The sequence below is a fragment of the Flexivirga oryzae genome, assembly GCF_014190805.1.
Classification (GTDB): Bacteria; Actinomycetota; Actinomycetes; order Actinomycetales; family Dermatophilaceae; genus Flexivirga; species Flexivirga oryzae.
The window spans coordinates 1-23,396 of record NZ_JACHVQ010000001.1; the positions used below are offsets into that span (position 1 = coordinate 1).

Here is a 23,396-nt window from a genome sequence, read left to right on the forward strand (position 1 = left end):
CCATCGCTGGACCATCCGCCGGCTCGCCAGGGCGGCGTCCCCCGAGCGCGAACAGCTGGCCTGGCTGCTGGTTTCCGTGCTGCCGATCATCGTCGCGATCCTGGTCGGGCCGCCGGTCGTCCTCTTCGTCGTCACCCTGCTGACGACGGTGACGCTGCTGGTCGGGATCGTGCGGTACGAGTTGTTCGACGTGAAGCTGATCCTGCGCAGCGGGCTGCTGTACGGCGCGCTCATCGGTCTCGCCGCCGGTGCCTATTTCGCGGCGGTCGCTGCCGCCGGCATCGTGTCGTCCTCCACCGCGGTGCCGACGTTCTTCGCGGCCGCCGTGGTGGCGCTGCTCGCGCGCCCGGCATACATCGGCCTCTCCCGCTGGATCGGCCGGTTCGTGTATGGCGACCGCACCGACCCGGCACGCGCCCTCGGCCGGCTCGGCCCGGGCATGGAGGGCGCGCTCGGACCCGACCTGGACGCGGTGGTCGCCGCGGTGGCCCACTCGCTGCGCTCGCCCTACGTCGAGGTGGTGGGTGCGGACGGTCAGGTGCTGGCGACCGCCGGTCGACCGCAGCAGCATGCGGCGCAGGAGATCGCCCTGAGCCGGGACACCGACCGGGTCGGCACGCTGCGGGTCTGCTGGCGGACACCCACCGACCCGCCGTCGCGCGCGGAACGTGCCCTGGTCGAGGTGCTCGCGGTGTCGGTCGCCGTGGCGGTCCACGCCACCCGGCTCGCCCGGGACGTGGAGGAGTCACGGGCGCGGGTGATCGAGGTGCGGGCGGCCGAGCGCAGCAGGTTGAGGGCGGACCTGCACGACGGCGTCGGCCCGTCCCTGTCGGGGGCCGCGCTCGGCATCGAGGCCGCGTTGCGCACCGACCGGCTCGAAGACACCCGCGAGATCCTGGCAGTGGTGCACGGTGAGATCAAGCAGCTCGTCCGTGAGATTCGTTGCCTGATAGACGATCTCGGCCCTGCCGGGCTGGAGCACGGTCGTCTGCCGGAGGCATTGGCGGCACATGCGTCGGCCGTCAACGCGCTGGGCGTGGTGCACGTGACCGTCGCCGTGGACGCGCTGCCGCCCGTCACCCTCCCGGTCGAGGTGGCGGCGCACCGGATCGCCACGGAGGCGATCACCAACGTGGTGCGGCACTCCGGCGCCACCACGGCGCACGTGTCGTTGCGTTGCGACGAGCGGTCGCTGGTGCTGGAGGTGTCCGACGACGGCGTCGGGCTGGACGGGTCGACGCCGGGTGTCGGCAGGGGATCGATGCGTGAGCGGGCCGAGTCGGTCGGCGGCACCCTCACCCTGGGCGACCGGTCGCCGCACGGCACCTGCGTGCGGGCGGAGCTGCCGCTGCAGGAGCCGCGGTGAGCGCCGACGCGCCCGTCCGGGTGGTCCTGGCGGACGACCACCCGATGTACCGCTACGGAGTGGCGGCGGTGCTGGCCTCCGAGCCGCGGGTCGAGCTGGTCGGCGAGGCGCAGAGCGGGCGGGAGTTGCTCGCTCTGGTCGAACGGACCGGGCCGGACGTCGTCGTCACCGACCTGCGGATGCCGGACCTGGACGGCATCGCCGTCACCCGCGAACTGGGTATGACGAACCCGGACCTGCCGGTGCTGGTGCTGACGATGCACGACGACGACGAAAGCGTCTTCGGCGCGATGCGTGCCGGCGCCAGGGGGTATCTGCTCAAGGGCGCCGACGCGGACGAACTGATCGCCACGATCCGGACCGTTGCTGCGGGTGGCACGGCCTTCGGCCCGTCGGTCGCGCGCCGCATCGTGGGCTTCTACCTGGAGTCCACGAGCCGCTTCGCGCAAGGGGCCTTCCCCGAGCTGACCACGCGCGAACGCGAGGTTCTGGACCTGCTCGCGGCAGGTCGCCGCAACTCGGCGATCGCGGCCACGCTCGGGCTCAGCGACAAGACCGTCCGCAACCACCTGTCGGCCATTCTCACCAAACTGCAGGTGTCGGATCGCTCGGCCGCGATCGTGCGGGCGCGAGAGGCGGGTCTGGGACGCGAGCGGTGACCGATGCGCCGGCCGGTCAGGCCGAAACCAGTTGGCCCCGAAGGAAACCGATGCAGTCGGCCAGGTCCGGGTCGGTCGGCTCCGGCAGCGCGTGTGCGGGCCACCAGCGCACGTCGTCGGACTCGTCCGAGACCGCGATGCGTGCGCCCTCGGGGGCCACGGCGGCGATCCGCAGGTCCCAGTGCGCGGTGCACCGGCCGAAGGCCGCGGTCAGGTCGTGCCGGTGCAGGAAGAGCGCACCGGGCACCGCGCGCAGCCCGTCGATGCCGGACTCCTCGGTCGCCTCACGCACGGCGGCGCCCGCGACGGTCCGGTCGCCCGGCTCGAAGTGCCCGCCGGGCTGCAGCCACAGCCGGGCCTTCTTGTGCAGCACCAGCAGCACCCGCGTCAGGTCGTGGGAGAAGACGACCGCGCCGGCGGTGAAGTGCTCGGGCGGGCCGTCGCGCCAGAGCGCGTCGTCGTATGCCGCGAGGTGATCCACGAAAGCATCCCGGGTGGGGCTGGGAGCAGCCGCGCGAAGCACCTCGAAGGCGTTGTCCCGCAGTGCTTTTCGGCTCTCGTCCGTCACGATCGGCAGGCCGTCGGGCGTCACTCGTCGCCCTGGGCGCCGCCGGAGCCGTCGTCCTTCGTGTCCTTGCCCTCCCGCTCGGCGTCCAGCTCCGCGGTGCCCTGGGCGAGCAACGCCTCCAGGGCTGCGTCGACCTCGTCCGGCGCGGCGGACTCGGTGTCGGGGGACTGGCGGCGGCGCACGTAACCCTGCGGGTCGTCCAGGTCGTCCGCTGTCGGCGCGAAGTCCGGGTGCTTCCACGCGTCGTCCCGCGACTGCTGGCCGAGAGCGTCCTCCAGCTGGGTGAACACCTGCGCGGCGTCACGCAACCGGCGGGGGCGCAGCTCCAGCCCGACGAGGGAGGCGAAGACCCGCTCGGCAGGACCACCGGTCGCGCGGCGGCGCCGGACCGCCTCGGACAGCTGCGTGGTGTGCGGCAGATGCTTGCCCGCCGCCTCGTTCGTGACGACGTCCACCCAGCCCTCGACGAGTGCGAGCAGCGTCTCCAGGTGGGCGAGCGCCCGCTGCTGCGCCTCGGACGGCTCGGCGCTGAACAGCGAGCCCTGCAACGCCTCCTGCATCGCGGCGGGGTCGCTCGGGTCGGCGTCGGCGACGGCACGTTCGATGCCGTCGGTGTCGATTGAGATGTCCCCGGCATACGACTGCACGGCTGCGATCAGCGCCGGGCCGAGCCAGGGCACCGCAGCGAACAGCCGGGCCCGGGCGGCCTCGCGCACCGCCAGGTAGAGGTTGACCTCGCCCGCGTCGACCTCGAGTCCGTCGGCGAACTCCGACACGTTGGCCGGCAGCATCGCCACGCCGTCGGTGAGGGGGAGGCCGACCTCACTGCCGCTGACCAGGTCGCCGGCCAGGGCGCCGACCGCCTGGCCGACCTGCGCGCCGAACATGCCGGCACTCATCCGCGCCATCATCGGCTGCATCTGACCCATCAGCGCGGCCGGGTTGATGCCGGCGGGCAGCCCGAGCTGCTCCGCATCGCCCGGGTCGAGGCGGCGCAACTGTTCTCCCATGGCCTTCTCGATGGCGCCGTTGACCCCGGCCGCGACCGGCTCGACCAGCTGCCGCCACATGGGCATCGTCTGGTCGACCCACTCGGCGCGGCTGAGCGCCTTCGCCGGGCCGATCGCCGGGAAGTCGGTGACTTCGTCCAGCCACAGGTTGGCCACCTGCACGACCTGTTCGACGTCGCGGGTCGCCGCGGCGCCCACGCTGGCGTCACCGGCGGCGGAGACGGTCTTGCGGGCGACGTCGGTCGCGAGCTCCAGGTTGACGGCGCCGTCCACCGGCCCGGACATCATCGCCTGCAGCTGACTCTGCAGCATCTGCATCATCTGCGGGTTCATGTCCTGCACGCCCATCTGTTCCAGCGCGCTCGCCAGCTGATCGTTGCCGGAGTCGCCGCCGAGGATGGATCGCAGCAACTCGGACAGGTCCGGCTGCTGTGCGTCGTCGTCGTCAGGGCGCTCGGGTGGGTTGTTCGACATCTCTTCTCCTGGCCCGGATGGGACACGCGGTCGGCGCGCGCCTGCCTACCGTGAATAGGCTGTCCACTAGACAACCACGAACTCGGCCCCGTCGTTCCGCGACGGCGCCCGTGTTCGCCCTTAGCGCAATCGGGAGAATGTATGACGCAGCCGGACCCTCGCGTACGCCTGGTCGACCTGCGCGACACACCGCTGTCGGTCGACGAGGCGCTGGCCGCCGTCACCGATCCGGCAGCCGGCGGCATGGCGCTCTTCGTCGGGACCGTCCGGCAGCAGGATCACGCGAAAGCTGTTGATCTGCTTGACTACTCGGCACACCCGTCGGCAGTGGACGTGATGCGTGAGGTTGCGGAGTCGGTGGTCACCGACGAGATCACCGCGCTGGCGGCGGTGCACCGCGTGGGCCGACTGCACGTGGGGGACCTGGCCGTGGTGGTTGCGGTGAGTGCTCCGCACCGGGGAGCCGCACTCACAGTTTGCAGGGAGATGATCGACACTCTCAAGCACCGGGTGCCGATCTGGAAGCACCAGGCGTTCAGTGACGGAAGCGACGAATGGGTCGGGCTGTAGGAGATATGGCGGCAGGTACGAACGAGCGGGGCAGGTTGGACGGGGCGACCGGCGGGGGTTCCGAGTCCTCGGGGAGCGTTGGCGCGAAGAAACGGGAGGCCCCACGCAGCCTCAGCCGCTCCAACATCGCCCTGCTGATCACGGCGCTCGTCCTGGTGGTCGCGGTCGCCGCGCTCAACCTGATCCACGTGCCGAAGGTGATCCTGCGGCCCGGGCCGGTGACCAACACCCTGGGCGAGACCGACGGGAAACCGGTCGTCGAGATCAAGGGCGTCAAGACCTACCCGACCTCGGGGAACCTGGACTTCGTCACCATCTCGATGGCGGGTGGGCCGCAGTACCCGGTCAGCGTGATGGAGTGGCTGAAGGCGAAGTACATCGACAACGACGCCGAGATCGACCCCGAGAGCATGTGGTTCCCCAAGGGCATCACCTCCAAGCAGGTGGAGCAGCAGAGCACCTCCGAGATGACCAACTCGCAGGAGACCGCCGAGGTGGTCGCGATGCGCGCGGCGGGCATCACCGTCCCCGAGTCGATCACGGTCGTGCAGTTGCAGCAGGGCGCGGCCGCCGCGGGCGAACTCAAGCCCAAGGATGTGCTGGTGTCGCTCAACGGCAGCAAGGTCACCGACCTGAAGTCGGTCTCGACGACGATGTCGAAGGTCACGCCGGGCGCGACCGTGCCGGTCGTGGTCAAGCGCGCCGGCAAGCAGGTCCGGCTGCGGGTCCCGACGGGCAAGGGCGAGGACGGCGGCGCCGTCTTCGGGATCGCGATCTCCCCGTCATACAAGTTCCCGTACGACGTGAAGGTCAACGTCGGTGCGGTGGGTGGCCCGTCGGCGGGCACGATGTTCACCCTCGCGATGTACGACATGCTCACGCCGGGGGCGCTGACCGGGGGCAAGAAGGTGGCCGGCACCGGCACCATCAGCGAGGACGGCTCGGTCGGCCCGATCGGCGGCATCCGGCAGAAGCTGATCGCGGCGAAACGCGCCGACGCGCAGTTCTTCTTCGCCCCGGGCAGCGACTGCCAGGAGGCCAAGGGTCACGTGCCGAGCGGGCTGACGGTCATCAGGATCAACACCCTGCAGGACGCCCTGAAGGCGCTGAAGCAGATCCGCGGCGGCAAGACCACCGGCTTCGTGGGGTGTGGCTGAGCTCCGGATCCGCACGGGTCCCCATGATGTATCGAAGGAGCAGAGCGGGGTTACTCGAGGGTGACCCGCAGCGCGTGCACCAGGCCCGGCGCGATGTCCTTGCCGACGGCGACCTTGTCGTCGGCGTCGTGGGCGCGCTGGCGTAACAGGCAGATCGAGTCGCCGTCGCGCAGCACGGCGACCAGCAGACGGACGTCGGCCCGGTCGGGGTGTGCGGCCAGCACGTCGGTCGCCTCGGTGGGGTTGTCGGGCAGGCCCTGCTCCGCCTCCGGCGGCACGACGATCCGCTCGATGGCCAGCGCGACACCGTCGACCTCCGGCGGCCACGCGAGTTGCCGCAGCAGGCTCTCGATGTTGGAGGTCTGCGGCAGCCCCTCCTGCTCGATGGTGCTGTATGCCGACGGGTCCGCGCCGCGCAACTGACCCGCGAGGCCCGGCTCCCGCTGCAGCAGATCCTCGTTCCGGGCGATCGCGAACAGCCGCGGAGCCTGGTCCCAGCCGGCAGCGGCGACGTGCCGCTCGGTGTCGATCGCGCACTCCGCGAGCGGGCTGAGCACGGGCTTGGCGACGGGAATCGGGTCCTCGGACGGCATACACCCATGCTGCCGCACGCCGGTGAAACCCAGACTGCTCGGGTCGCCACATAGCCCCGCGGGTTACCGTGTCCCCACCTGACCCATTGCTCACACCCAACTTCGAGGCCGACGTGACTTCTTCGGACGAGCCGACCGGCGGCGACGGGCGCAACCCGGAGCACGCGGGCGCTGTGCGGCGCTTCGGGCCGACGGGTGCGCGTCGGACGCTGATGGTTGCGGGCGCGATCATCGTGCTGGCCGTGCTGGTGCAGGTCTGGGCCAACGTGTGGACCAACAAGCTGTGGTTCGACAGCCTGGGCTTCTCCTCGGTGTTCCGGACCGAGTACCTCACCAAGGCGCTGATGTTCCTCGGTGGCGCGCTCATCGTCGGCGGGCTGATCTGGTTCAGCATGTGGATCGCGTTCCGGCAGCGGCCGATCTACGCGCCGTCGACCGGCGACCTGGACGCCATGGACCGCTACCGAGAAGCCATCGAACCCTTCCGCCGGGCGGCGTTCTGGGTGGTGCCGATCGTGTTCGGGCTGTTCGCCGGGTCCGCCGCGATCGGGCAGTGGAAGACCGTGCTGCTGTGGTTGCACCGGCAGAGTTTCGGCACCAAGGACCCGGAGTTCCACAAGGACATCGGCTTCTACGTCTTCACCCTGCCCTGGCTGCAGGTCATCGTCGGCTTCCTCACGATGGCACTGATCCTCTCGCTCATCGCGGCAGTGGTGATGCACTACCTGTATGGCGGGATCTCCTTGCGCGACAGGGGAGTCCACACCACCAGCGCCGCCCGTGTGCACCTGTCCGTGCTGCTCGCGATCCTGGTGCTGGTGCGCGGCGCCGCCTACTGGCTGGGCCGCTACGACCTGACGACCAGTGACAACTCGCTGTTCACCGGCATCGACTACACCGCGCAGAACGCCGTCCTGCCGGCCAAGGCGATGCTGGCCGGCGCGGCGGTCATCTGCGCCGCGCTGTTCGTCGCGACGATCTGGACCCGGACCTGGCGGCTGCCGGTCGTCGGCCTCGCACTGCTGGTCGTGTGCGCCATCGTGCTCGGCGCGATCTACCCGGCACTGGTGCAGCGCTTCAAGGTCCGTCCGAACGAGCAGGCGCTGCAGTCGCCATACATCACCCGCAACCTGACGGCGACCAAGACGGCCTACGGCCTCGACAAGGTGAAGGTCAGGTCCTACACGCCGACCAAGGCGACCACGGCCGGGCAGCTGACGCAGGACGCGGAGACGATCCCGGGCATCCGGCTGGTCGACCCGTCGATCGTGTCCCCGACCTTCCGGCAGCTGCAGGGGCAGCGCAACTACTACCAGTTCGGCAACACCCTCGACGTCGACCGCTACGAGGTCGGTGGCAAGACCGACGACGTGGTCGTCGGTGTGCGCGAGCTCGACCTGTCCGGTGTGCCCACGTCCCAGCGGAACTGGGTCAACGACCACACGGTCTACACGCACGGTTTCGGGGTCGTGGCGGCCTACGGCAACGAACGCACCGAGGACGGTCAGCCGGTCTTCATGGAGTCCGACATCCCGCCGGTCGGCAAACTCGGCAAGTTCCAGCCGCGCATCTACTTCGGGGAGTCCTCACCACGCTTCTCCATCGTCGGAGGCCCCAAGGACGGGCAGAAGCGGGAGCTGGACTACCCCAACACCTCGTCCGGCGGTGAGCAGCGCACGACCTACACCGGGGGCGGCGGCGTCGCGGTCGGCTCGTTCAACCGCAAGCTCGCGTATGCCGTGAAGTATCACGACCTCAACTTCCTCTTCTCCGGCTCGATCAACTCCGACTCGCGGATCCTGGACACCCGCAACCCGGTGGACCGGGTCAAGAAGGTCGCCCCGTGGCTGACCGTCGACGGCGACCCCTACCCGGTCGTCGAGGACGGCCACGTGCAATGGGTGGTGGACGGCTACACCACCACCTCGCACTACCCGAACTCGCAACTGGAGTCGCTGGGCAGCGCGACCTCCGACTCGCTGACCACCCAGTCGAACAACCTGCGCAGCCTCGCCGGTGGCCGGGTCAACTACATCCGCAACTCGGTGAAGGCGACCGTCGACGCCTACACCGGCAAGGTGACGCTCTACGCGTGGGACGACACGGACCCGCTGCTGAAGGCGTGGATGAGCGCCTTCCCCGGCACCGTCAAGCCGATGTCGCAGATCTCGTCCAGCCTGATGTCGCACCTGCGCTACCCGGAGGACCTGTTCAAGGTGCAGCGCGAGCTGCTCACCAAGTACCACGTCACCGACCCGGGGCAGTTCTTCCAGGGCAACGACCAGTGGCAGGTGCCGACCGACCCGTCGTCGTCGAAGGCCGGGGAGCAGCAGCCGCCCTACTACCTGTCGCTGGCGATGCCCGACCAGTCGTCGCCGAAGTTCTCGCTGACCACCACGTTCATCCCGACCGGTGACCGGCAGAACCTCTCGGCGTTCATGACCGTCGACGCCGACGCGGGGTCGACGCCGGGCAAGAAGAGCGCCGACTACGGCACCTTCCGCATCCTGGAGATGCCGCGCAACGTCACCATCAAGGGCCCGGGGCAGTTCCAGAACGACATCAACTCCTCGCAGGCGGTGTCACCCACCACCAAGCAGACGCTCGCGCAGTTCCTGACCTACAACAAACAGGTCGGCTCGACCGTGGAGGAGGGCAACCTGCTCACCCTGCCGGTCGGTGGTGGTCTGTTGTATGTCGAGCCGATCTACGTGCGCGCGGCGGGCAACACCTCGTTCCCGCTGCTGAAGGCCGTCGTGGTCGGATTCGGCGACAAGCTCGCCTGGGACACCACGCTCGACGGCGCGCTGAATGCGCTGTTCGGCGGCGATTCCGGTGCCACCGCGGGCGATTCGGGTCAGTCGTCACCCCCGTCGAGTACGCCGTCGTCGCCGTCCAGCTCCCCGTCGTCCTCGTCGAAGTCGACCAAACCGGCCGCGAACCCGGAGTTGCGGTCGGCGCTCGCGGATGCGGAGCAGTGGTACGCGCAGGGCGAGAAGGACCTGAAGAAGGGTGACTTCGCGGCATACGGCGAGGACCAGAAGAAGCTCAAGGCGGCGATCAAGCGGGCCATTGAGGCCGAGGGCGGCACCGCACCGCAGTCGTCCAGCAGCTCCTCGCCGGCTCCCTCGTCCACCGGCAACTAGGGGCTTTCCTGGCATTTCGGGTATGCCGATCGCGGCGTATACCGCGCGCCCGGCATACTCCTGCCGGGCAGCGCCGCACGCCGAATCGACCCTGACGGTCGGAATCACTGTTCACGGCTGACTCTGACGGTCCGATTCACCATTGACGGTCGAATTCGGCCGTCACTCGTGAATCCGACCGTCAGGGTGGTGGGCCTGATGATGTTGGATTTCGTCCTGATCCAGCAGGCGGTCGTAACGGCTGGGTTCCTGCAGGAGCAGCTGGGCGTCACGAAAATATCAGCGCATACGTGTGAACAGCCTCGTCGACGCCGGGGTGCTTCATGCATCGGGCGGCAAACTGAAGAGAGCCAACCTCTTTCAGGCGGACGACGTGCTGGACATTCTCGAGCTCAGCTGACGCCGGCACCGCCATACCCGACCGGGGCTTGGGCATCGAACGCGTCGATTTGGTACTGCGGAGGCGGTCGCGTAAGGTGGTGTTCACCGACGCGGGGTGGAGCAGCTCGGTAGCTCGCCGGGCTCATAACCCGGAGGTCGCAGGTTCAAATCCTGCCCCCGCTACTACGCGAGGCGTCGCGGAAAGCGCCTCGGATCTCATCGATCCGAGGCGCTTTCGTCATATGTCCGTCGCAACGTGAGCAGGACGAATCTGCCGCTCGCGGCCAAGGCGCTCGCAAGACACCTCCGCGGTTGTCGTCGGTGGTCCTTACAATCGCCGGGTGGATCACGAGTCGATCGAGTCGCTGCGCGAGCGCCACCAGGCGTGGCGGTTGCTGCGCGCCGGCAACGCGAGCCTGATCCTTTCCTTTCTCGGCGACTTCTTCGTCGAGGGCAATCGCGGTGCCTGCTCGGCCAGTGAGATGGCAGCCGCCCTTGACGATCACCTCTACGCATTGAACGTCACGATTGACACCGCGGACGGCGAGCTCAGATTCCCCAAGGAACCGCGCGCCTACCTGGAGGACTGGTCGGCCACCGACGCCGGCTACCTGCGCCGGTTCTATCCGCCGGGTGACGACGAGGTCCACTACGAAGTGACCCCGGCCTTCGAGAAGGCGTACTCCTTCGTCGAGTCGCTGCAGGTCCGGCCGTTCGTCGCCACCGAGTCGAGACTGCACACGGCGGTCGAGCTGCTGCGACAGATCGTGCAGGGCACCGACGACGACCCGGAGAGCCGGCTGGTCGACCTGCATCGCCGCCGCGACGAGCTCGACCAGGAGATCGCCGCGGTCGAGGAGGGCCGTTTCGCTGTCCTGACTCCGTCCAGCGTTCGCGACCGCTATCAGCAGTTCAGCATCACCGCACGGGAGCTGCTGTCCGACTTCCGGGAGGTCGAGGACAACTTCCGCCGGCTCGATCGTGCGGCTCGCGAGAAGATCGCGACCTGGGACGGCGCCAAGGGTGAGTTGCTGTCCGACCTGGTCGGAAGTCGTTCGCAGATCACGCATTCGGACCAGGGGCACAGCTTCCAGGCGTTCTACGACTTCCTGCTCTCCCAGCAGCGCCAGGACGAGCTGACCGAGCTGCTCGGCCGGGTGTCCGCGTTGGACGTCGTCGACGTCGACCCGCGCACCCGGCACATCCACCACGACTGGTCGGAGGCTGCTGAGCGTGCTCAGCGCACGGTGCGGCAGATCTCCGAGCAGTTGCGTCGCTTCCTGGACGACCAGGTGTGGCTGGAGAACCGCCGGGTCCTGGACCTGGTGCGGGAGGTTGAAGCGTCGGCGATCGAGGTGCGCGACCACCCGCCGACACTGGGGCTGGAGATGGACGAGCCGGGGATGGCGATCACCCTGCCCTTCGAGCGACCGCTCTATCGGCCACCGGCCAGCGCGGAGGTCGAGAGCCTCATCGCGCCCACCACCGACGACGTCGACGACGACGCGTTGTTCACCGAGACGTTCGTGGATCCCGCGCGCCTGCTCGACCACGTGCGCGCCATACTCCCCGAGCACTCGGCTGCGCTCCTGTCCGATGTCGTGACCTTCTATCCCCTTGAGCAGGGCGCGGCGGAGATCGTCGGCTACCTCGCGCTCGATGACGGCGAGGTGACCGTCGAGATGGACGACTCGGACGAAACCGTGCTGGACTATCCGGACCCGGCGGACCCGAACACCACCAAGCGGGCACGGCTGCCCAAGGTCACGGTGAGACGACGATGAGTGATACCCACGCGAAAGCCAGTGCGGTGATCCGGCTGATGCAAGGTGTCGTCTACCGGGAGAGCGACGAAAACACCTGGCTGACGCTGGAGCGAGCCGGAGCAGGAGTCCGTGACCACTTCGCGGCTATCGGCGTCGACGTGGTGGTGGACGAGGACGAGGGATACGCCTTCCTACGGTCCAGGCCCGAGATCGAGGGCGAAGAGGCGCTTCCCCGGCTGGTCCGCCGCCGGTCGCTGACCTACCCGGTGAGCCTGCTGCTCGTGCTGCTGCGCAAGAGACTCGTGGAATTCGAAACCATGGGCGGTGAGGGCAGGTTGGTGCTCAGCACCGAGCAGATCGTCGAGATGTTGCGCGTCTTCCAGGCCGAGTCGTCCAACGACGCCCGGCTCGTCGACAGCGCGGAGACGACGATCAAGAAGGCCGCCGACCTCGGGTTCCTGCGCCAGTTGCGCGGCGAGCGGGATCAGTGGGAGGTGCGTCGCATCCTCAAGGCGTACGTCGACGCCGAGACGCTGAACGACTTCGCCGGCAAACTGCGCGAATACGCCGGACAGGCATCGAACGATGACTGACGCGTTGTTCTCCAGCGTCGAAGTGGCCGGCGATGGCCGAGCCGGATACCGCCTGCAGCACCTCGAAGTCTTCAACTGGGGCACCTTCGACGGTTCGGTGTGGCGGCTGACGCCGGGGTCCGACACCGCCCTGCTGACCGGCGACATCGGCTCGGGCAAGTCCACCCTCGTGGACGCCCTCACCACGCTGCTCATGCCGGCGCACCGCATCGTCTACAACAAGGCGGCCGGCGCCGACGCCAGGGAGCGCACGCTGCGGTCGTATGTCGAGGGCCACTACAAGTCCGAGCGCACCGAGTCCTCCGGCCGCTCACGCGCGATCGGGCTGCGCAGCAACAGCAAGACCTACTCCGTCGTGTTGGGTGTCTTCGCCAACGAGGGGTATGACGAGACGGTCACGCTCGCCCAGGTCTTCCAGCAACGCGAGAGCACCGGGCAGCCCTACCGCTTCTTTGTGACAGCCACCAAAACGCTTTCAGTGGCAAGCGATTTCGCCGACTTCGGCTCCGACCTGCGTGATCTGCGCAAGCGGCTGCGGGGAGCCGGCGCGGAAGTTTTCGACGACTTCCCGAAATACGGCACCTCGATGCGCCGCTTGCTCGGCATACGCTCCGAGCAGGCGTTGGAGCTCTTCCATCAGACGGTTTCGATGAAGTCGGTGGGCAACCTCAACGACTTCGTCCGCGACCACATGCTCGAGCCGAGCGACGCCACGGCTCGGGTCCGCGACATCATCGGACACTTCGAGAACCTCACCAAGGCGCATGACGCCGTCCGCCGCGCTCGTGAGCAGCTCGACGCCTTGGAGCCGGTGGTCGCCACCGCCGCGAAGTATGACGCCGCGCTGACCGAGCGGGACGCCACCGAGCAGGACCGCTCCGCGGTGGAACTCTTCATCGCCGAGACACGGTCCGCCCTCTTCGACGCGGAGATCGCGCAGCTGGGCACCGAGCTGGAGCGCCTGCAACGAGACCTCGGCACCGCACGCAAGGAGCGCGAACGGCTGACCGGCGACCGCGAGTCGCTGATCGAGGAGCGTACCCGTGCCGGCGGCGACCGGATCGGCGAGTTGGAGCGCCTTACCCGCGAGGCACGCGCGCAAGCGGCCCAGCGACAGGAGGCGCGCGAGTTGTTCGACCGCGCCGTCTCCGGCGTCGGCTGGGAGGCTGTCGACGATCGCGCTGGTTTCGATCGGCTCGCCGAGCGCGTTGCCGCCGAGCGGCCGCTGCTCGCCGAGCAGAAACGTGAGCTGGACAATGCGGCGGCGGAGGCGTTTGCCGCGCAGAAGGACCTCGACCGCAGGGGTGGGCTGCTCACTGCGGAGCTGCACAGCCTTGAGCAGCGCACGAGCAACCTGCCGTCCGAGCAGGTCGAGTTGCGTGCCCAGCTGTGCCACGACCTCGGCCTGACCACCGATGACCTGCCGTATGCGGGCGAGTTGCTCGACGTCCGTGAGGAGCACGCCCCATGGCGCGGCGCAGCGGAGCGGGTCCTGCGGGGTTTCGCGCTGTCGCTGTTGGTGCCCCAGGAGCACTACGGCGCGGTGGCGGACTGGGTGAACGACAACCGGTTGAGCGTTCGTGGTCGCGGCGGCCGCACCGTCGGTGCGCGGTTGGTCTATGAGCGCGTGCCCACCAGAAGGGTTCCGTTGCAACGAGATTCCGGTCCTGGGCTGGTGTTGGCGGACTGCCTCGAGGTCAAGGAGGGGCCGTTTGCGGCATACCTCGCGGGCGAATTGGCCAAGCGGGCGGATCACCGGTGCGCCGCGACGCTGGAAGAGTTCCGCAACGAGCGCCGGGCGGTCACCGAGCAGGGGCAGGTCCGCTCCGGTGACCGGCACGAGAAGGACGACAGACACCGCGTCGACGACCCGCGGCGGTGGGTGCTGGGCTGGGCCAACGAGCGCAAGATCGCCGCGCTGCGTTCGGAGTTGGCGGAGCTGGAGACCGAACGCGAGAGCGCGGCGACACGGGCGCGGGAGGTTGCGGCGAGCCGTGAAGACGTCCAGGACCGCAGGGATGCGCTCGCCCGGCTGGAGACCTATCGCAGCTGGGAGCAACTCGATGTGGCCGAAGCGATCGCACGAGCGGACGAGTACGACGCCGAGCGGGCACGCCTCACCAGCGGCTCGTCGCGGCTCGCGGAGATCGCCACGGCGCTAGACTGCAACGCCGAGGACGCGGCGTCGGTCGATGCCCGGATCGATGAGCTGACAGGCGTTTTCGCCACCACGAGCAAGACCGCCGAGCAGGCCGAGCGCGGCAAACAGCGGGACGACAACCTCGTCGCATCCCGGTCCGCCGATGAGCTGTCGACGGCGCGGGCGTCATACGACGGGCTGCGGGAGCGGCTGGGCGCGAAACTGCCGGACCGGGCCGAGGACTGCGTCGCCGTGCAGGCGGACCTGACCAATCGGCTGACGGCGCGGATCGAGCGACTGGGCAAGGAACTCGGCGGCTTCGGCCAGAGCCTCGGCCAGGCGATGGGCGAGGTGCTGCGCCGGTGGCCCGATCTGCGTGCCGACATGGATGCGACGGTCGAGGCCCGCGCCGACTTCGTCGCCTTCCAGGAGCGCGTCGCCAGTGATGACCTGCCGCGGTTCGAGCAGGAATTCAAGGATCAGCTCAACAAGAACGCCATCCAGGAACTGGCCGGCTTCAACAACTGGCTGGGCCGCCAGGCGGCTGCCATCGACGAGCGCGTCGAGCGCATCAACGAAGCACTGGGCGCCGTGCCCTACAACCCGGGCCGTTACATCCGCCTGGAGAAGGAGTCCACGGTCAACCAGGAGGTGCTGCAGTTCCGGTCCGAGCTGCGCAACCTGACCAACGACAGCCTGGTGGTCGACGGCGACCAGTACTCCGAGCAGCGCTTCCTGGACGTGCAGCGCATCATCGAACGGTTCCGGGGCCGCGACGGTTTCGCCGACTCGGACAAGGCCTGGACGCGGCGGGTGACCGACGTGCGCAACTGGTTCGTCTTCTCCGCGTCGGAGCGTGACATCGAGTCTCACGAGGAGTGGGAGCACTACAGCGATTCCGACGGGAAATCCGGCGGGCAGAAGGAGAAGCTCGCCTACACCATCCTGGCGGCGTCGCTTGCGTATCAGTTCGGCCTGGAGTGGGGAGTCTCGCGGTCCAAGGACTTCCGGTTCGTCGTGATCGATGAGGCGTTCGGCCGCGGGTCGGACGCGTCGACTCGCTATGCGCTGGAGCTGTTCGCCAAGTTGGGCCTGCAACTGCTGATCGTCACACCGTTGCAGAAGGTCCACGTCATCGAGCCTTACGTCAAGGCGATCGGCTTCGTCGACAACCCGGCCGGCACCTTCTCCCGCCTGCAAACGATGACGATCGAGGACTATCGCTCCCGCCGCGACGGCAGCCGGCGGTGACTCGGCGCTGGACGACGCCGGCCGACATCGCGGTGGCTGTGCGCCGCCGCTGGGACGACGGATCGTTGCTGCGCTCGCACGCTTCTGCGGCGTCCCCGGAGCCCATCGACCTGCCACTGCACGGGCCACGACCGTCCCAGATCGGCGACGACCTCAACGCCGTCCGTGAGTGGATCGCCGCGCTCGAGGCCGGCAGCCGGGGCGGCACGCGTTACGAGTTGCAGTGGCAGCAGGTCGGTGGCCGGCAGATCGGCCGCAACCAGTTGCCTTCTCGCGCGGTCGTTTCCACGCTCGACCAGGCCTGGGCGCTGCTCGGAGTCACCGCCGGCGTGGGACGTTTCGACGAGATTCTGTCCCTCGTGCAGGGGCATCGGGCGGTGCTCGCCTGGGTGCTTGATCACCCGCACCGGGCGCTGGAGTTGTATGGCGAGTGGCCCGCGTTGCTCGCAGCGTACGTCTGGCTCGACCAGCACCGCGACCAGGGCCGCTATCTGCGCGAGATCAGTGCCCCCGGCGTCGATACCAAGTTCGCCGAGCGACACCGTGGCGCCCTGGCCGCCATGTTGGGCGTTTCGTCGTCGGCCGCGGGATTCCGCGCCGGGCTGGGGTTGCGCGGGAAACCGGAGCTGGTCCGTGTCCGGGTGACGACCGGACTCGGGTTTCCCGGCTCGCTGAGTGAACTCGCTGTCCGTGCAACGGAAATGGCTGACCTCGACATACAGCCCGCGAGGGCGCTGGTGATTGAGAACGAAATCACCTACCTGAGCGTCGACGTACCCGATCACGGGATCGTGTTGTGGGGCAAAGGTTTTGACGTTGACAACGTGGGCAGGATCCCGTGGCTGTCCGGCGTGGACGTGGCCTACTGGGGCGATCTGGACACGCACGGTTTCGCCATACTCAACCAACTGCGAGCCTGGCTGCCGCAGACGCGCTCGGTGCTGATGGATCGTGAGACGTTGTTGGCGCACCGGGATCGGTGGGTGCGGGAAGAGCGGCCGACCCGTGCGGCGCTGACCCGGCTGACCGGGGCGGAGCAGGACCTTTACGCGGACCTCGTGAGCGATGCATTCGGCGAGAAGATCCGTCTGGAGCAGGAGCGGATCGACTGGGAGTGGGCGCAGTCGAGGATCAGCTTCCGGTGACTACACCCGGGTCAGCGGGAAGTGCGGTTCCGGCGGCAGCTGTTGCGCGATCACGTCACCGGGACGCACCGTGCCGCCCCGGGTGACGACGGCCATGACGCCGGCCAGTCGCTCGACGGCGCCCGACGCGTCCTTGCGCAGCACCTGCTTGAGCAGACCGGACTGGAAGTCGTTGATCTGCTGGCAGGGGTTGCGCAGCCCGGTCACCGAGAGCTCCGCACTGCCGAGACGCAGCCGGGTGCCCACCGGCAAGGACAACAGGTCGATCCCCGTGGTGGTCACGTTATCGCCGAGCTGACCCGCTGTGACGGCATGACCGAAGGACGCCAGCAGCTCGAACAGTTCGGCGTGGATGAGGTGCACCTGCCGCAGGTTGGGCTGGCTGGGGTCGGCGGCGACGCGGCTCCGGTGCTGCACCGTCACACCGGAGTGCGTCGCCCTCGACACCGATACCTTCGATCAGCTGTATGGCGGGCACGGATGCCTTGGAGAACGAGTGCGTCCTGCTGAGGTGGACCGAATCGACCCGTGCCGGCACGGCGTCCGTCATCGGCTACCAGCCCCAGTGCCGGCGTTGCGCACCGACGGCCCAGTCCGAGATGCGCTGGTAGTCAGCGACGTCGGCCAGCGGCGTGCGGCCGCCGTCGAGCAGGCGCCGGACCTCGAGCTCCAGGCGACCGATCTCCTGGGACACCTCATCGCGCGGCACCTCACCACGCTTCACCGCAAGCACCCGCTCGCGTTGTTCCTGCGGCATCGGCAGGGTCAGCGATCCGGTGCTCGCGATCTCCAGCCCCTGGTGGGCGAGCCGGAGGGCGTGGCTGCCGTACTTCACGTCCCACCCGTACTTCGCAATCAGCTCAGGGCGATTGGGAACATTGCGTTTCGACTGGCCGAGCATGCGCTCGTGCTGGGAATGCATGTAGCCCAGGAACCGCTCGACCGCCTGCTTGGACAGGAACGACGACCGCAAGCCCCGCAGCTCCTCGCCGAGCGGTGTCACCACGATCAGGTCGGCTTCGGGAGCGTAGAGCGGCAGCATCACCGTCGGGTTGCCCTTGATCGCCAGCCTCAGGTATTTGCGCAGCGAGTAGAGCACCAGGTCGGTGTCACCGGGACCGCTGCGTGCGCCTTCGGGCTGGGTTCGCCATACATAATCCGCGCGACGCTTCTCGACCCCGAGGACGTATGACGCGGGCTCGATGTAGACACCCATCTCGTCATGGTCGTCGGTGCCCGGGATCGCGATCCCGTGCACGCCACTGCCGACGACCGAGCGCAGGATCTCACCGCCGAGAGCCACGTCACGGTCGCCGTACTCGACGTTCGGCTGGTCGGACATAGGACGCACGGTATCCGGCACGGTGTCGCCGGCGAAACTCATTTGCCTGGTCAGGCAGACTGGGCGGGTGCTGCTGACGATCACGACGACCCACGAACCGGCGACGGACCTGGGATACCTGCTGCACAAACACCCTGACCGGGTCCAGGACTTCCAGCAGTCGTTCGGCACGGCAACGGTCTTCTACCCCGAAGCCACCGAAAGTCGCTGCACCGCAGCACTATTGCTCCGGGTCGACCCGATCAGGCTGGCGCGGTCACGGGCGAAGAACGCGCCGGACTTCACGCTCGCGCAATACGTCAACGACCGTTCGTATGCCGCCTCGTCGTTGCTCGGCGTCGCGATGGCCGACGTCTTCAGCACGGCGCGCAGCGGCCGCTGCAAGTCGCGGCAGGAGCTTGCCGACAGCGCGATCCCGCTCGAGATCGCCCTGCCCGTGCTGCCCTGCCGGGGCGGAGTCGACTTCGCCCGACGGGTCTTCGAGCCGCTCGGGTGGAGCGTGTATGCCGAGCCGATCGCGCTCGACCCGCAACTGCCCGACTGGGGCGACTCCCGGTACCTCCGGCTCCGCCTGACCGGAGTGGTCCGGCTCGCCGACGCGCTCAGCCAACTGCACGTGTTGCTACCGGTGCTGGACGAGTCCAAGCACTACTGGCAGGGCCCGGACGAGATCGACAAGCTGCTGCACTCGGGGGAAGGGTGGCTCGCCGCGCACCCGGACGCGGCAGTGATCACGCGTCGCTACCTGGGTCGCAGCAGCGCGCTGACTCGCACCGCTCTCGCGCGTCTCGCCGAGGTGGGTGACGACGTCGAGGCCGCCGTGGAGACGACCGCGGACGAGGATGCCCAGCAGACCGAGGAGAAGCGCGTCCCGCTGAACCGGCAGCGGCACGACGCCGTCCACCAGGTCCTGCTGGACGCGGGGGCGCGATCCGTGATCGATCTCGGCTGCGGCCCCGGGCAGTTCCTCCAGCGCCTGGTCAAGACGTCCGCCTTCACCCGCATCGCGGGCTGTGACGTCTCGACCCGCTCGCTGCAGTATGCCGCTCGCCGACTGCACCTCGACCGGTTGAGCGAGCGCCAGGCCGAGCGGATCGAGCTCTTCCAGGGTGCCCTCACCTATGAGGATCCGCGGTTCGCCGGCTTCGACGCCGCGGTGCTGATGGAGGTGATCGAGCACGTCGACCCCTCGCGGTTGCGAGCGCTCGAACACGTGGTGTTCGAAGCGGCCACACCCGGAACGGTCATCGTCACCACGCCGAACCGCGAATACAACTGTCTCTACGAAGGACTCACCGGTGCTCGACACCCCGATCACCGTTTCGAATGGGATCGGGGGCAGTTCACCGAATGGTCAGACCGGGTAGCCGGTGCTCACGGTTACCGGGTCGAGCGGCGTGGCATCGGCGAGCTCGACGAAACACACGGCACCCCCACGCAGATGGCGATCTTCACCCGAGAGGAGGGCACCGATGACTGAATCCACCACTGAGGCAAGGCAGCTCAGCGTCCCGGCGATGGGCATGATCGTCCTGATCGGTGTCTCCGGCAGCGGCAAGTCGACCTTCGCGGCGCGGCACTTTCGGCCCACGGAGGTGCTCTCCAGCGACTTCTGTCGCGGGCTGGTCGCCGACGACGAGAACGACCAGGCGGCGACCCCTGACGCGTTCGACGTGCTGCACTACATCGCGGGCACCCGGCTGCGACGCGGGCTGCTCACCGTCGTCGACGCGACCAACGTGCAGCAGTCCTCCCGCGCGGAGCTGGTCAAGCTCGCGCGCAGCCACGACGTGCTCGTGGATGCGATCGTGCTCGATCTACCCGAAGCAACCGCGGTGCAGCGCAACGAGATGCGACCCGACCGGAGCTTCGGCAAGCACGTCGTGACCCGGCAGCACCGCGACCTGAAACGATCGCTGCGCCGGCTGCGGAAGGAAGGGTTCCGACGCGTGCACGTGCTGCACGGGCAGCAGGAGGTCGACGCGGTCGAGATCGTCCGGGAGCGGCCCTGGAACGACCGCACCGACCTGCACGGACCGTTCGACATCATCGGCGACGTTCACGGGTGCGTCGCCGAATTGCGCACCCTGCTGGGCGAACTCGGCTGGCAACTGCGGTATGACGACGCCGGGCGCGCCGTGGACGCCATACACCCCGAAGGACGCCAGGCGTTGTTCGTCGGCGACCTGGTCGACCGCGGCCCGGACACGCCGGGCGTCCTGCGGCTCGTCATGGGTATGACCGCGTCCGGCAACGCGCTCAGCGTCTCCGGCAACCACGAAGCCAAACTCGTGCGAGCGCTGCGGCGCGCCAAGGTCACCGTGTCGCACGGCCTCGCCGAGTCGCTCGAGCAGCTCTCGCAGCAACCCGATGAATTCCAAGCCGACGCACTGGAGTTCATGGACGGCCTGATCAGTCACTACGTGCTCGACAGCGGCAAGCTGGTGATCGCGCACGCCGGCCTGAAGGAGAGCTACCACGGGCGGTCCTCCGGGCGCGTGCGTGCCTTCGCGCTGTACGGCGACACCACCGGCGAGACCGACGAATACGGCCTGCCGGTGCGCTACCCCTGGGCGACCGACTACCGCGGCAAGGCCATGGTGGTCTACGGCCACACGCCGGTGCCGACCGCGGAATGGGTCAACAACACCATCTGCCTGGACACCGGTGCGGTCTTCGGCGGTGCGCTCACCGCACTGCGCTATCCGGAACGGGAGATCGTGTCGACCCCGGCGGAACAGCAGTGGTACGAACCGGCGCGCCCTCTCGTCGCCCCGGGCTCCGAGCGCGAGTCGTCGGTGCTGCGGATCGGGGATGTCGCCGGAACCCGGTGGCTGGAAGGCATCCACGCCGGCATGGTGAAGATCCCCGAGGAGAACGCCGCGGCCGCGCTGGAGGTCATGAGCCGGTTCGCCGTCGACCCGCGCTGGCTGATCTACCTGCCGCCGACCATGTCACCGGTCGCGACCTCGACGCTCGACGGCTACCTGGAGCACCCGGAGCAGGCGTTCGAGGAGTATGCCGCCTGGGGTGTCACGCGTGTCGTGTGCGAGGAGAAGCACATGGGCTCACGCGCGATCGCAGTGGTCGCACATGACGCCGACGCTGCCGAGCGGCGGTTCGGCATCGATGACGGTACGTCGGGGGCGATCTACACGCGCACCGGACGCTCGTTCTTCGACGAGCCGAGCGGCCTCGTGGACCGGCTGCAGGACGCGGTCCGGCCGCTGTTCGAGGAGTTGGACACCGACTGGCTGGCACTCGACTGCGAACTGCTGCCCTGGTCGGCCAAGGCGCTCGGGCTGATCAAGGAGCAGTACGCATCGGTGGGCGCCGCGGCGCTCGGTGCGCTGCCGGACGTGCTGTCGGTGCTCGGGAAAGCGCACGAGCGTGGGCTGGATGTGACTGTGCTGATTGATGATTCGCAGCGGCGTCTCGAGCACGCGCGGGCGTTCCGCGACGCCTACACGGCATACATCCGGCCGACCGACGGGCTGGACGGCGTCACGCTGGCGCCGTTCCAGATCCTGGCCGCCGAGGGCCGCGCACTCGCGCTCGCCGAGCCGCACGACTGGCACTTGGCCCACCTGTCCCGGCTCCGCGATGAGCTGATCACGCCAACCCGGCACCGGTTCGTCGACCTCTCCTCGCGCGAGGAGAGGGACGCCGCCACGCAGTGGTGGCTGGACCTGACCGCCGCCGGTGGAGAGGGCATGGTCGTGAAGCCGGCGCACCTCACGGCCAGCAACGTCCAGCCGGGGTTGAAGGTGCGCGGGCGCGAATACCTGCGCATCATCTACGGTCCCGACTACACCGACTCCCTCGACGTGCTGCGGGGACGGCACCTGGGTAAGAAGCGCAACCTGGCGCGTCGCGAGCACGGGCTCGGACTCGACGCGTTGCAGGCATTCGTCGAGCGCGAGCCGCTGTGGAAGGTTCACCAGTCGGTCTTCGCCGTGCTGGCTCTGGAGTCGGAGCCCGTCGACCCGCGGCTGTGAGCCACGGGTCGACGGTGCCGCGTCAGGCGAGTGACAGCGCCGCGTCGACGGTGCCCGGCTGATCGATCTGCAGTGTCGTGCGGGCCTTGCCGCTGCGGTGCAGCGCGGACAGGGTCCAGGCGCCCGGGGCGACGAAGAAGCGGAAGTCGCCGGTGTCCGGGGTGACCACCTCGGCGACGAACTCGTCGCCGGCGTCGAGCAACCGGACGTACGCGCCCGAGACCGGTGCGCCGTCGGTGGTCACCGAACCCTGCAGCACGGTCTGACCCGGGAGGGCGGCACCGTCCGGCAGCGAGGACCCGGCATCCGCACAACTCTGCACGGTCAGACCTCCCGCTCGACCGGCACGCCCACCAGCGAGCCGTATTCGGTCCACGAGCCGTCGTAGTTCCGCACGTTCTTCAGACCGAGCAGCTCGCGCAGCACGAACCACGTGTGGCTGGAACGCTCGCCGATACGGCAGTACGCGATGGTGTCCTTGGCGTCGTCCAGGTCGCCGTACAGCTCCTGGAGCTCGGCGTCGGACTTGAACGTGCCGTCCTCGTTGGCGGCCTTGCTCCACGGCACGTTGGTCGCACCGGGCACGTGGCCGGCGACATACGGCTGCTCCTGCGGCAGGTGCGCGGGGGCGAACAGCTTGCCGGAGAACTCGTCGGGGGAGCGGACGTCGACCAGGTTCTGGGCGCCGATGGCGGCGACCACGTCGTCGCGGAACGCGCGGATCGAGCGGTCCTGCTCGGTGGCCTGGTAGGTGGTGGCGTCGCGGGTGACGGTCTCGGCGTCCAGGGTCCGCCCGTCCAGCTCCCACTTCTTGCGCCCGCCGTCGAGCAGCTTGACGGACCGGTGGCCGTAGACCTTGAAGTACCAGTAGGCGTACGCCGCGAACCAGTTGTTGTTGCCGCCGTAGAGGATCACCGTGTCGTCGCCCGCGATGCCGCGCGAGGACAGCAGCTTCTCGAACTGCTCCTTGTTCACGAAGTCGCGCCGGACCGGGTCCTGCAGGTCCAGCCGCCAGTCGAGTTTGACCGCGCCGGGGATGTGCCCCTTGTCGTATGCCGAGACGTCCTCGTCGACCTCGACGAACACGACTCCTGGGGCGTTGAGATTCTGCTCGGCCCACTCTGCCGAGACGAGGACGTCAGCGCGACTCATAACCTGATGCTCTCCTAAGTAGAAGTTTGTGTTGGGTTTCTACGATAGGCCCGCCCGATTCGCCGCCGCAGTCGGTGCCCGGAAA

General features: G+C 68.6%; 18 protein-coding genes and 1 tRNA gene. 12 read left to right on the forward strand and 7 right to left on the reverse strand.

Annotated elements, in window-relative coordinates; translation table 11 throughout:
• Both FHU39_RS00005 and FHU39_RS00010 read left to right on the forward strand, forming a co-directional pair.
• Positions 1-1,366 (forward strand): sensor histidine kinase (locus tag FHU39_RS00005; RefSeq protein WP_183317820.1); only part of this gene is annotated, 1,366 nt, incomplete at its 5' end.
• Complete coding sequence (locus FHU39_RS00010) at positions 1,363-2,025, forward strand: response regulator (RefSeq protein WP_183317822.1); 663 nt, start codon at positions 1,363-1,365, stop codon at positions 2,023-2,025. The genes FHU39_RS00005 and FHU39_RS00010, both read left to right, overlap by 4 nt.
• Positions 2,026-2,041: 16 nt before the next feature.
• Here FHU39_RS00010 and FHU39_RS23890 read toward each other — a convergent pair whose 3' ends face one another.
• Both FHU39_RS23890 and FHU39_RS00020 read right to left on the reverse strand, forming a co-directional pair.
• Complete coding sequence (locus tag FHU39_RS23890) at positions 2,042-2,593, reverse strand: NUDIX domain-containing protein (RefSeq protein ID WP_183317824.1); 552 nt, start codon at positions 2,591-2,593, stop codon at positions 2,042-2,044.
• 20 nt (positions 2,594-2,613) lie between these two features.
• The gene (locus FHU39_RS00020) at positions 2,614-4,077 is read right to left on the reverse strand and encodes a zinc-dependent metalloprotease (protein ID WP_183317827.1); all 1,464 of its coding nucleotides are present in this window, start codon (positions 4,075-4,077) and stop codon (positions 2,614-2,616) included.
• 141 nt (positions 4,078-4,218) lie between these two features.
• Here FHU39_RS00020 and FHU39_RS00025 point away from each other — a divergent pair, with 141 nt between their 5' ends.
• Together FHU39_RS00025 and FHU39_RS00030 are read left to right on the forward strand one after the other, a co-directional pair.
• The gene (locus FHU39_RS00025; protein ID WP_183317829.1) at positions 4,219-4,647 is read left to right on the forward strand and encodes a molybdenum cofactor biosynthesis protein MoaE; all 429 of its coding nucleotides are present in this window, start codon (positions 4,219-4,221) and stop codon (positions 4,645-4,647) included.
• Between the two features lie 5 nt (positions 4,648-4,652).
• Positions 4,653-5,804 (forward strand): YlbL family protein, encoded by a 1,152-nt coding sequence (locus tag FHU39_RS00030; protein WP_183317831.1) that lies wholly within the window; start codon positions 4,653-4,655, stop codon positions 5,802-5,804.
• Between the two features lie 50 nt (positions 5,805-5,854).
• Here the strand turns inward: FHU39_RS00030 and FHU39_RS00035 are convergent, their stop codons facing one another.
• Positions 5,855-6,397: a PPA1309 family protein gene (locus tag FHU39_RS00035; RefSeq protein WP_183317833.1), complete on the reverse strand. Its 543-nt coding sequence runs from the start codon at positions 6,395-6,397 to the stop codon at positions 5,855-5,857.
• Positions 6,398-6,510: 113 nt separating this feature from the next.
• On the opposite strand from FHU39_RS00035, the gene FHU39_RS00040 reads away from it, so the two are divergent.
• The 6 genes from FHU39_RS00040 (at position 6,511) to FHU39_RS24865 (ending at position 16,819) form a co-directional block, all read left to right on the forward strand.
• Entirely contained in the window at positions 6,511-9,543 is a 3,033-nt protein-coding gene (locus FHU39_RS00040; protein ID WP_343065666.1) for a UPF0182 family membrane protein, read from the forward strand.
• A gap of 490 nt (positions 9,544-10,033) precedes the next feature.
• Positions 10,034-10,107 (forward strand) — tRNA-Met (locus FHU39_RS00045).
• A gap of 158 nt (positions 10,108-10,265) precedes the next feature.
• Positions 10,266-11,708 (forward strand): DUF3375 family protein, encoded by a 1,443-nt coding sequence (locus tag FHU39_RS00050; protein WP_183317835.1) that lies wholly within the window; start codon positions 10,266-10,268, stop codon positions 11,706-11,708.
• Positions 11,705-12,283, forward strand: coding sequence for a DUF4194 domain-containing protein (locus FHU39_RS00055; protein WP_183317837.1), 579 nt, complete (start codon positions 11,705-11,707; stop codon positions 12,281-12,283). The genes FHU39_RS00050 and FHU39_RS00055 overlap by 4 nt, the downstream gene beginning before the upstream one ends.
• Positions 12,276-15,674 carry an ATP-binding protein gene (locus FHU39_RS00060; protein ID WP_183317839.1) on the forward strand — a complete coding sequence of 1,133 codons (3,399 nt, stop codon included), beginning with the start codon at positions 12,276-12,278 and terminating at the stop codon, positions 15,672-15,674. Before FHU39_RS00055 ends, FHU39_RS00060 begins: the two co-directional genes overlap by 8 nt.
• Positions 15,671-16,819, forward strand: a complete 1,149-nt coding sequence (locus FHU39_RS24865) for a Wadjet anti-phage system protein JetD domain-containing protein (protein WP_183317841.1) — start codon at positions 15,671-15,673, stop codon at positions 16,817-16,819. Before FHU39_RS00060 ends, FHU39_RS24865 begins: the two co-directional genes overlap by 4 nt.
• Here FHU39_RS24865 and FHU39_RS00070 read toward each other — a convergent pair whose 3' ends face one another.
• Complete coding sequence (locus FHU39_RS00070) at positions 16,820-17,242, reverse strand: MOSC domain-containing protein (protein ID WP_425484744.1); 423 nt, start codon at positions 17,240-17,242, stop codon at positions 16,820-16,822.
• Between the two features lie 130 nt (positions 17,243-17,372).
• Positions 17,373-18,161, reverse strand: coding sequence for a nucleotidyltransferase domain-containing protein (locus FHU39_RS00075; RefSeq protein ID WP_183317843.1), 789 nt, complete (start codon positions 18,159-18,161; stop codon positions 17,373-17,375).
• Positions 18,162-18,228: 67 nt separating this feature from the next.
• Here FHU39_RS00075 and FHU39_RS00080 point away from each other — a divergent pair, with 67 nt between their 5' ends.
• Positions 18,229-19,641 carry a 3' terminal RNA ribose 2'-O-methyltransferase Hen1 gene (locus tag FHU39_RS00080; RefSeq protein WP_183317845.1) on the forward strand — a complete coding sequence of 471 codons (1,413 nt, stop codon included), beginning with the start codon at positions 18,229-18,231 and terminating at the stop codon, positions 19,639-19,641.
• Entirely contained in the window at positions 19,634-22,159 is a 2,526-nt protein-coding gene (locus tag FHU39_RS00085) for a polynucleotide kinase-phosphatase (protein WP_183317847.1), read from the forward strand. The genes FHU39_RS00080 and FHU39_RS00085 overlap by 8 nt, the downstream gene beginning before the upstream one ends.
• A gap of 22 nt (positions 22,160-22,181) precedes the next feature.
• On the opposite strand, the gene FHU39_RS00090 is transcribed toward FHU39_RS00085, so the two are convergent.
• Positions 22,182-22,481, reverse strand: coding sequence for a DUF1416 domain-containing protein (locus tag FHU39_RS00090; protein WP_183317849.1), 300 nt, complete (start codon positions 22,479-22,481; stop codon positions 22,182-22,184).
• 2 nt (positions 22,482-22,483) lie between these two features.
• On the reverse strand, positions 22,484-23,311 hold the full coding sequence (locus FHU39_RS00095; RefSeq protein WP_183317851.1) for a sulfurtransferase: 828 nt from the start codon (positions 23,309-23,311) through the stop codon (positions 22,484-22,486).
• Positions 23,312-23,396: the final 85 nt, after the last annotated feature.

Excerpts from the sequence above, each read along its gene's own strand:
- FHU39_RS00035 (WP_183317833.1), bottom strand. The coding sequence starts at position 6,397 with ATGCCGTCCGAGGACCCGATTCCCGTCGCCAAGCCCGTGCTCAGCCCG.
- FHU39_RS00060 (WP_183317839.1), top strand. The coding sequence starts at position 12,276 with ATGACTGACGCGTTGTTCTCCAGCGTCGAAGTGGCCGGCGATGGCCGA.
- FHU39_RS00075 (WP_183317843.1), bottom strand. The coding sequence starts at position 18,161 with ATGTCCGACCAGCCGAACGTCGAGTACGGCGACCGTGACGTGGCTCTC.
- FHU39_RS00085 (WP_183317847.1), top strand. The coding sequence starts at position 19,634 with ATGACTGAATCCACCACTGAGGCAAGGCAGCTCAGCGTCCCGGCGATG.
- FHU39_RS00030 (WP_183317831.1), top strand. The coding sequence starts at position 4,653 with ATGGCGGCAGGTACGAACGAGCGGGGCAGGTTGGACGGGGCGACCGGC.
- FHU39_RS00095 (WP_183317851.1), bottom strand. The coding sequence starts at position 23,311 with ATGAGTCGCGCTGACGTCCTCGTCTCGGCAGAGTGGGCCGAGCAGAAT.
- FHU39_RS00020 (WP_183317827.1), bottom strand. The coding sequence starts at position 4,077 with ATGTCGAACAACCCACCCGAGCGCCCTGACGACGACGACGCACAGCAG.
- FHU39_RS00025 (WP_183317829.1), top strand. The coding sequence starts at position 4,219 with ATGACGCAGCCGGACCCTCGCGTACGCCTGGTCGACCTGCGCGACACA.
- FHU39_RS00055 (WP_183317837.1), top strand. The coding sequence starts at position 11,705 with ATGAGTGATACCCACGCGAAAGCCAGTGCGGTGATCCGGCTGATGCAA.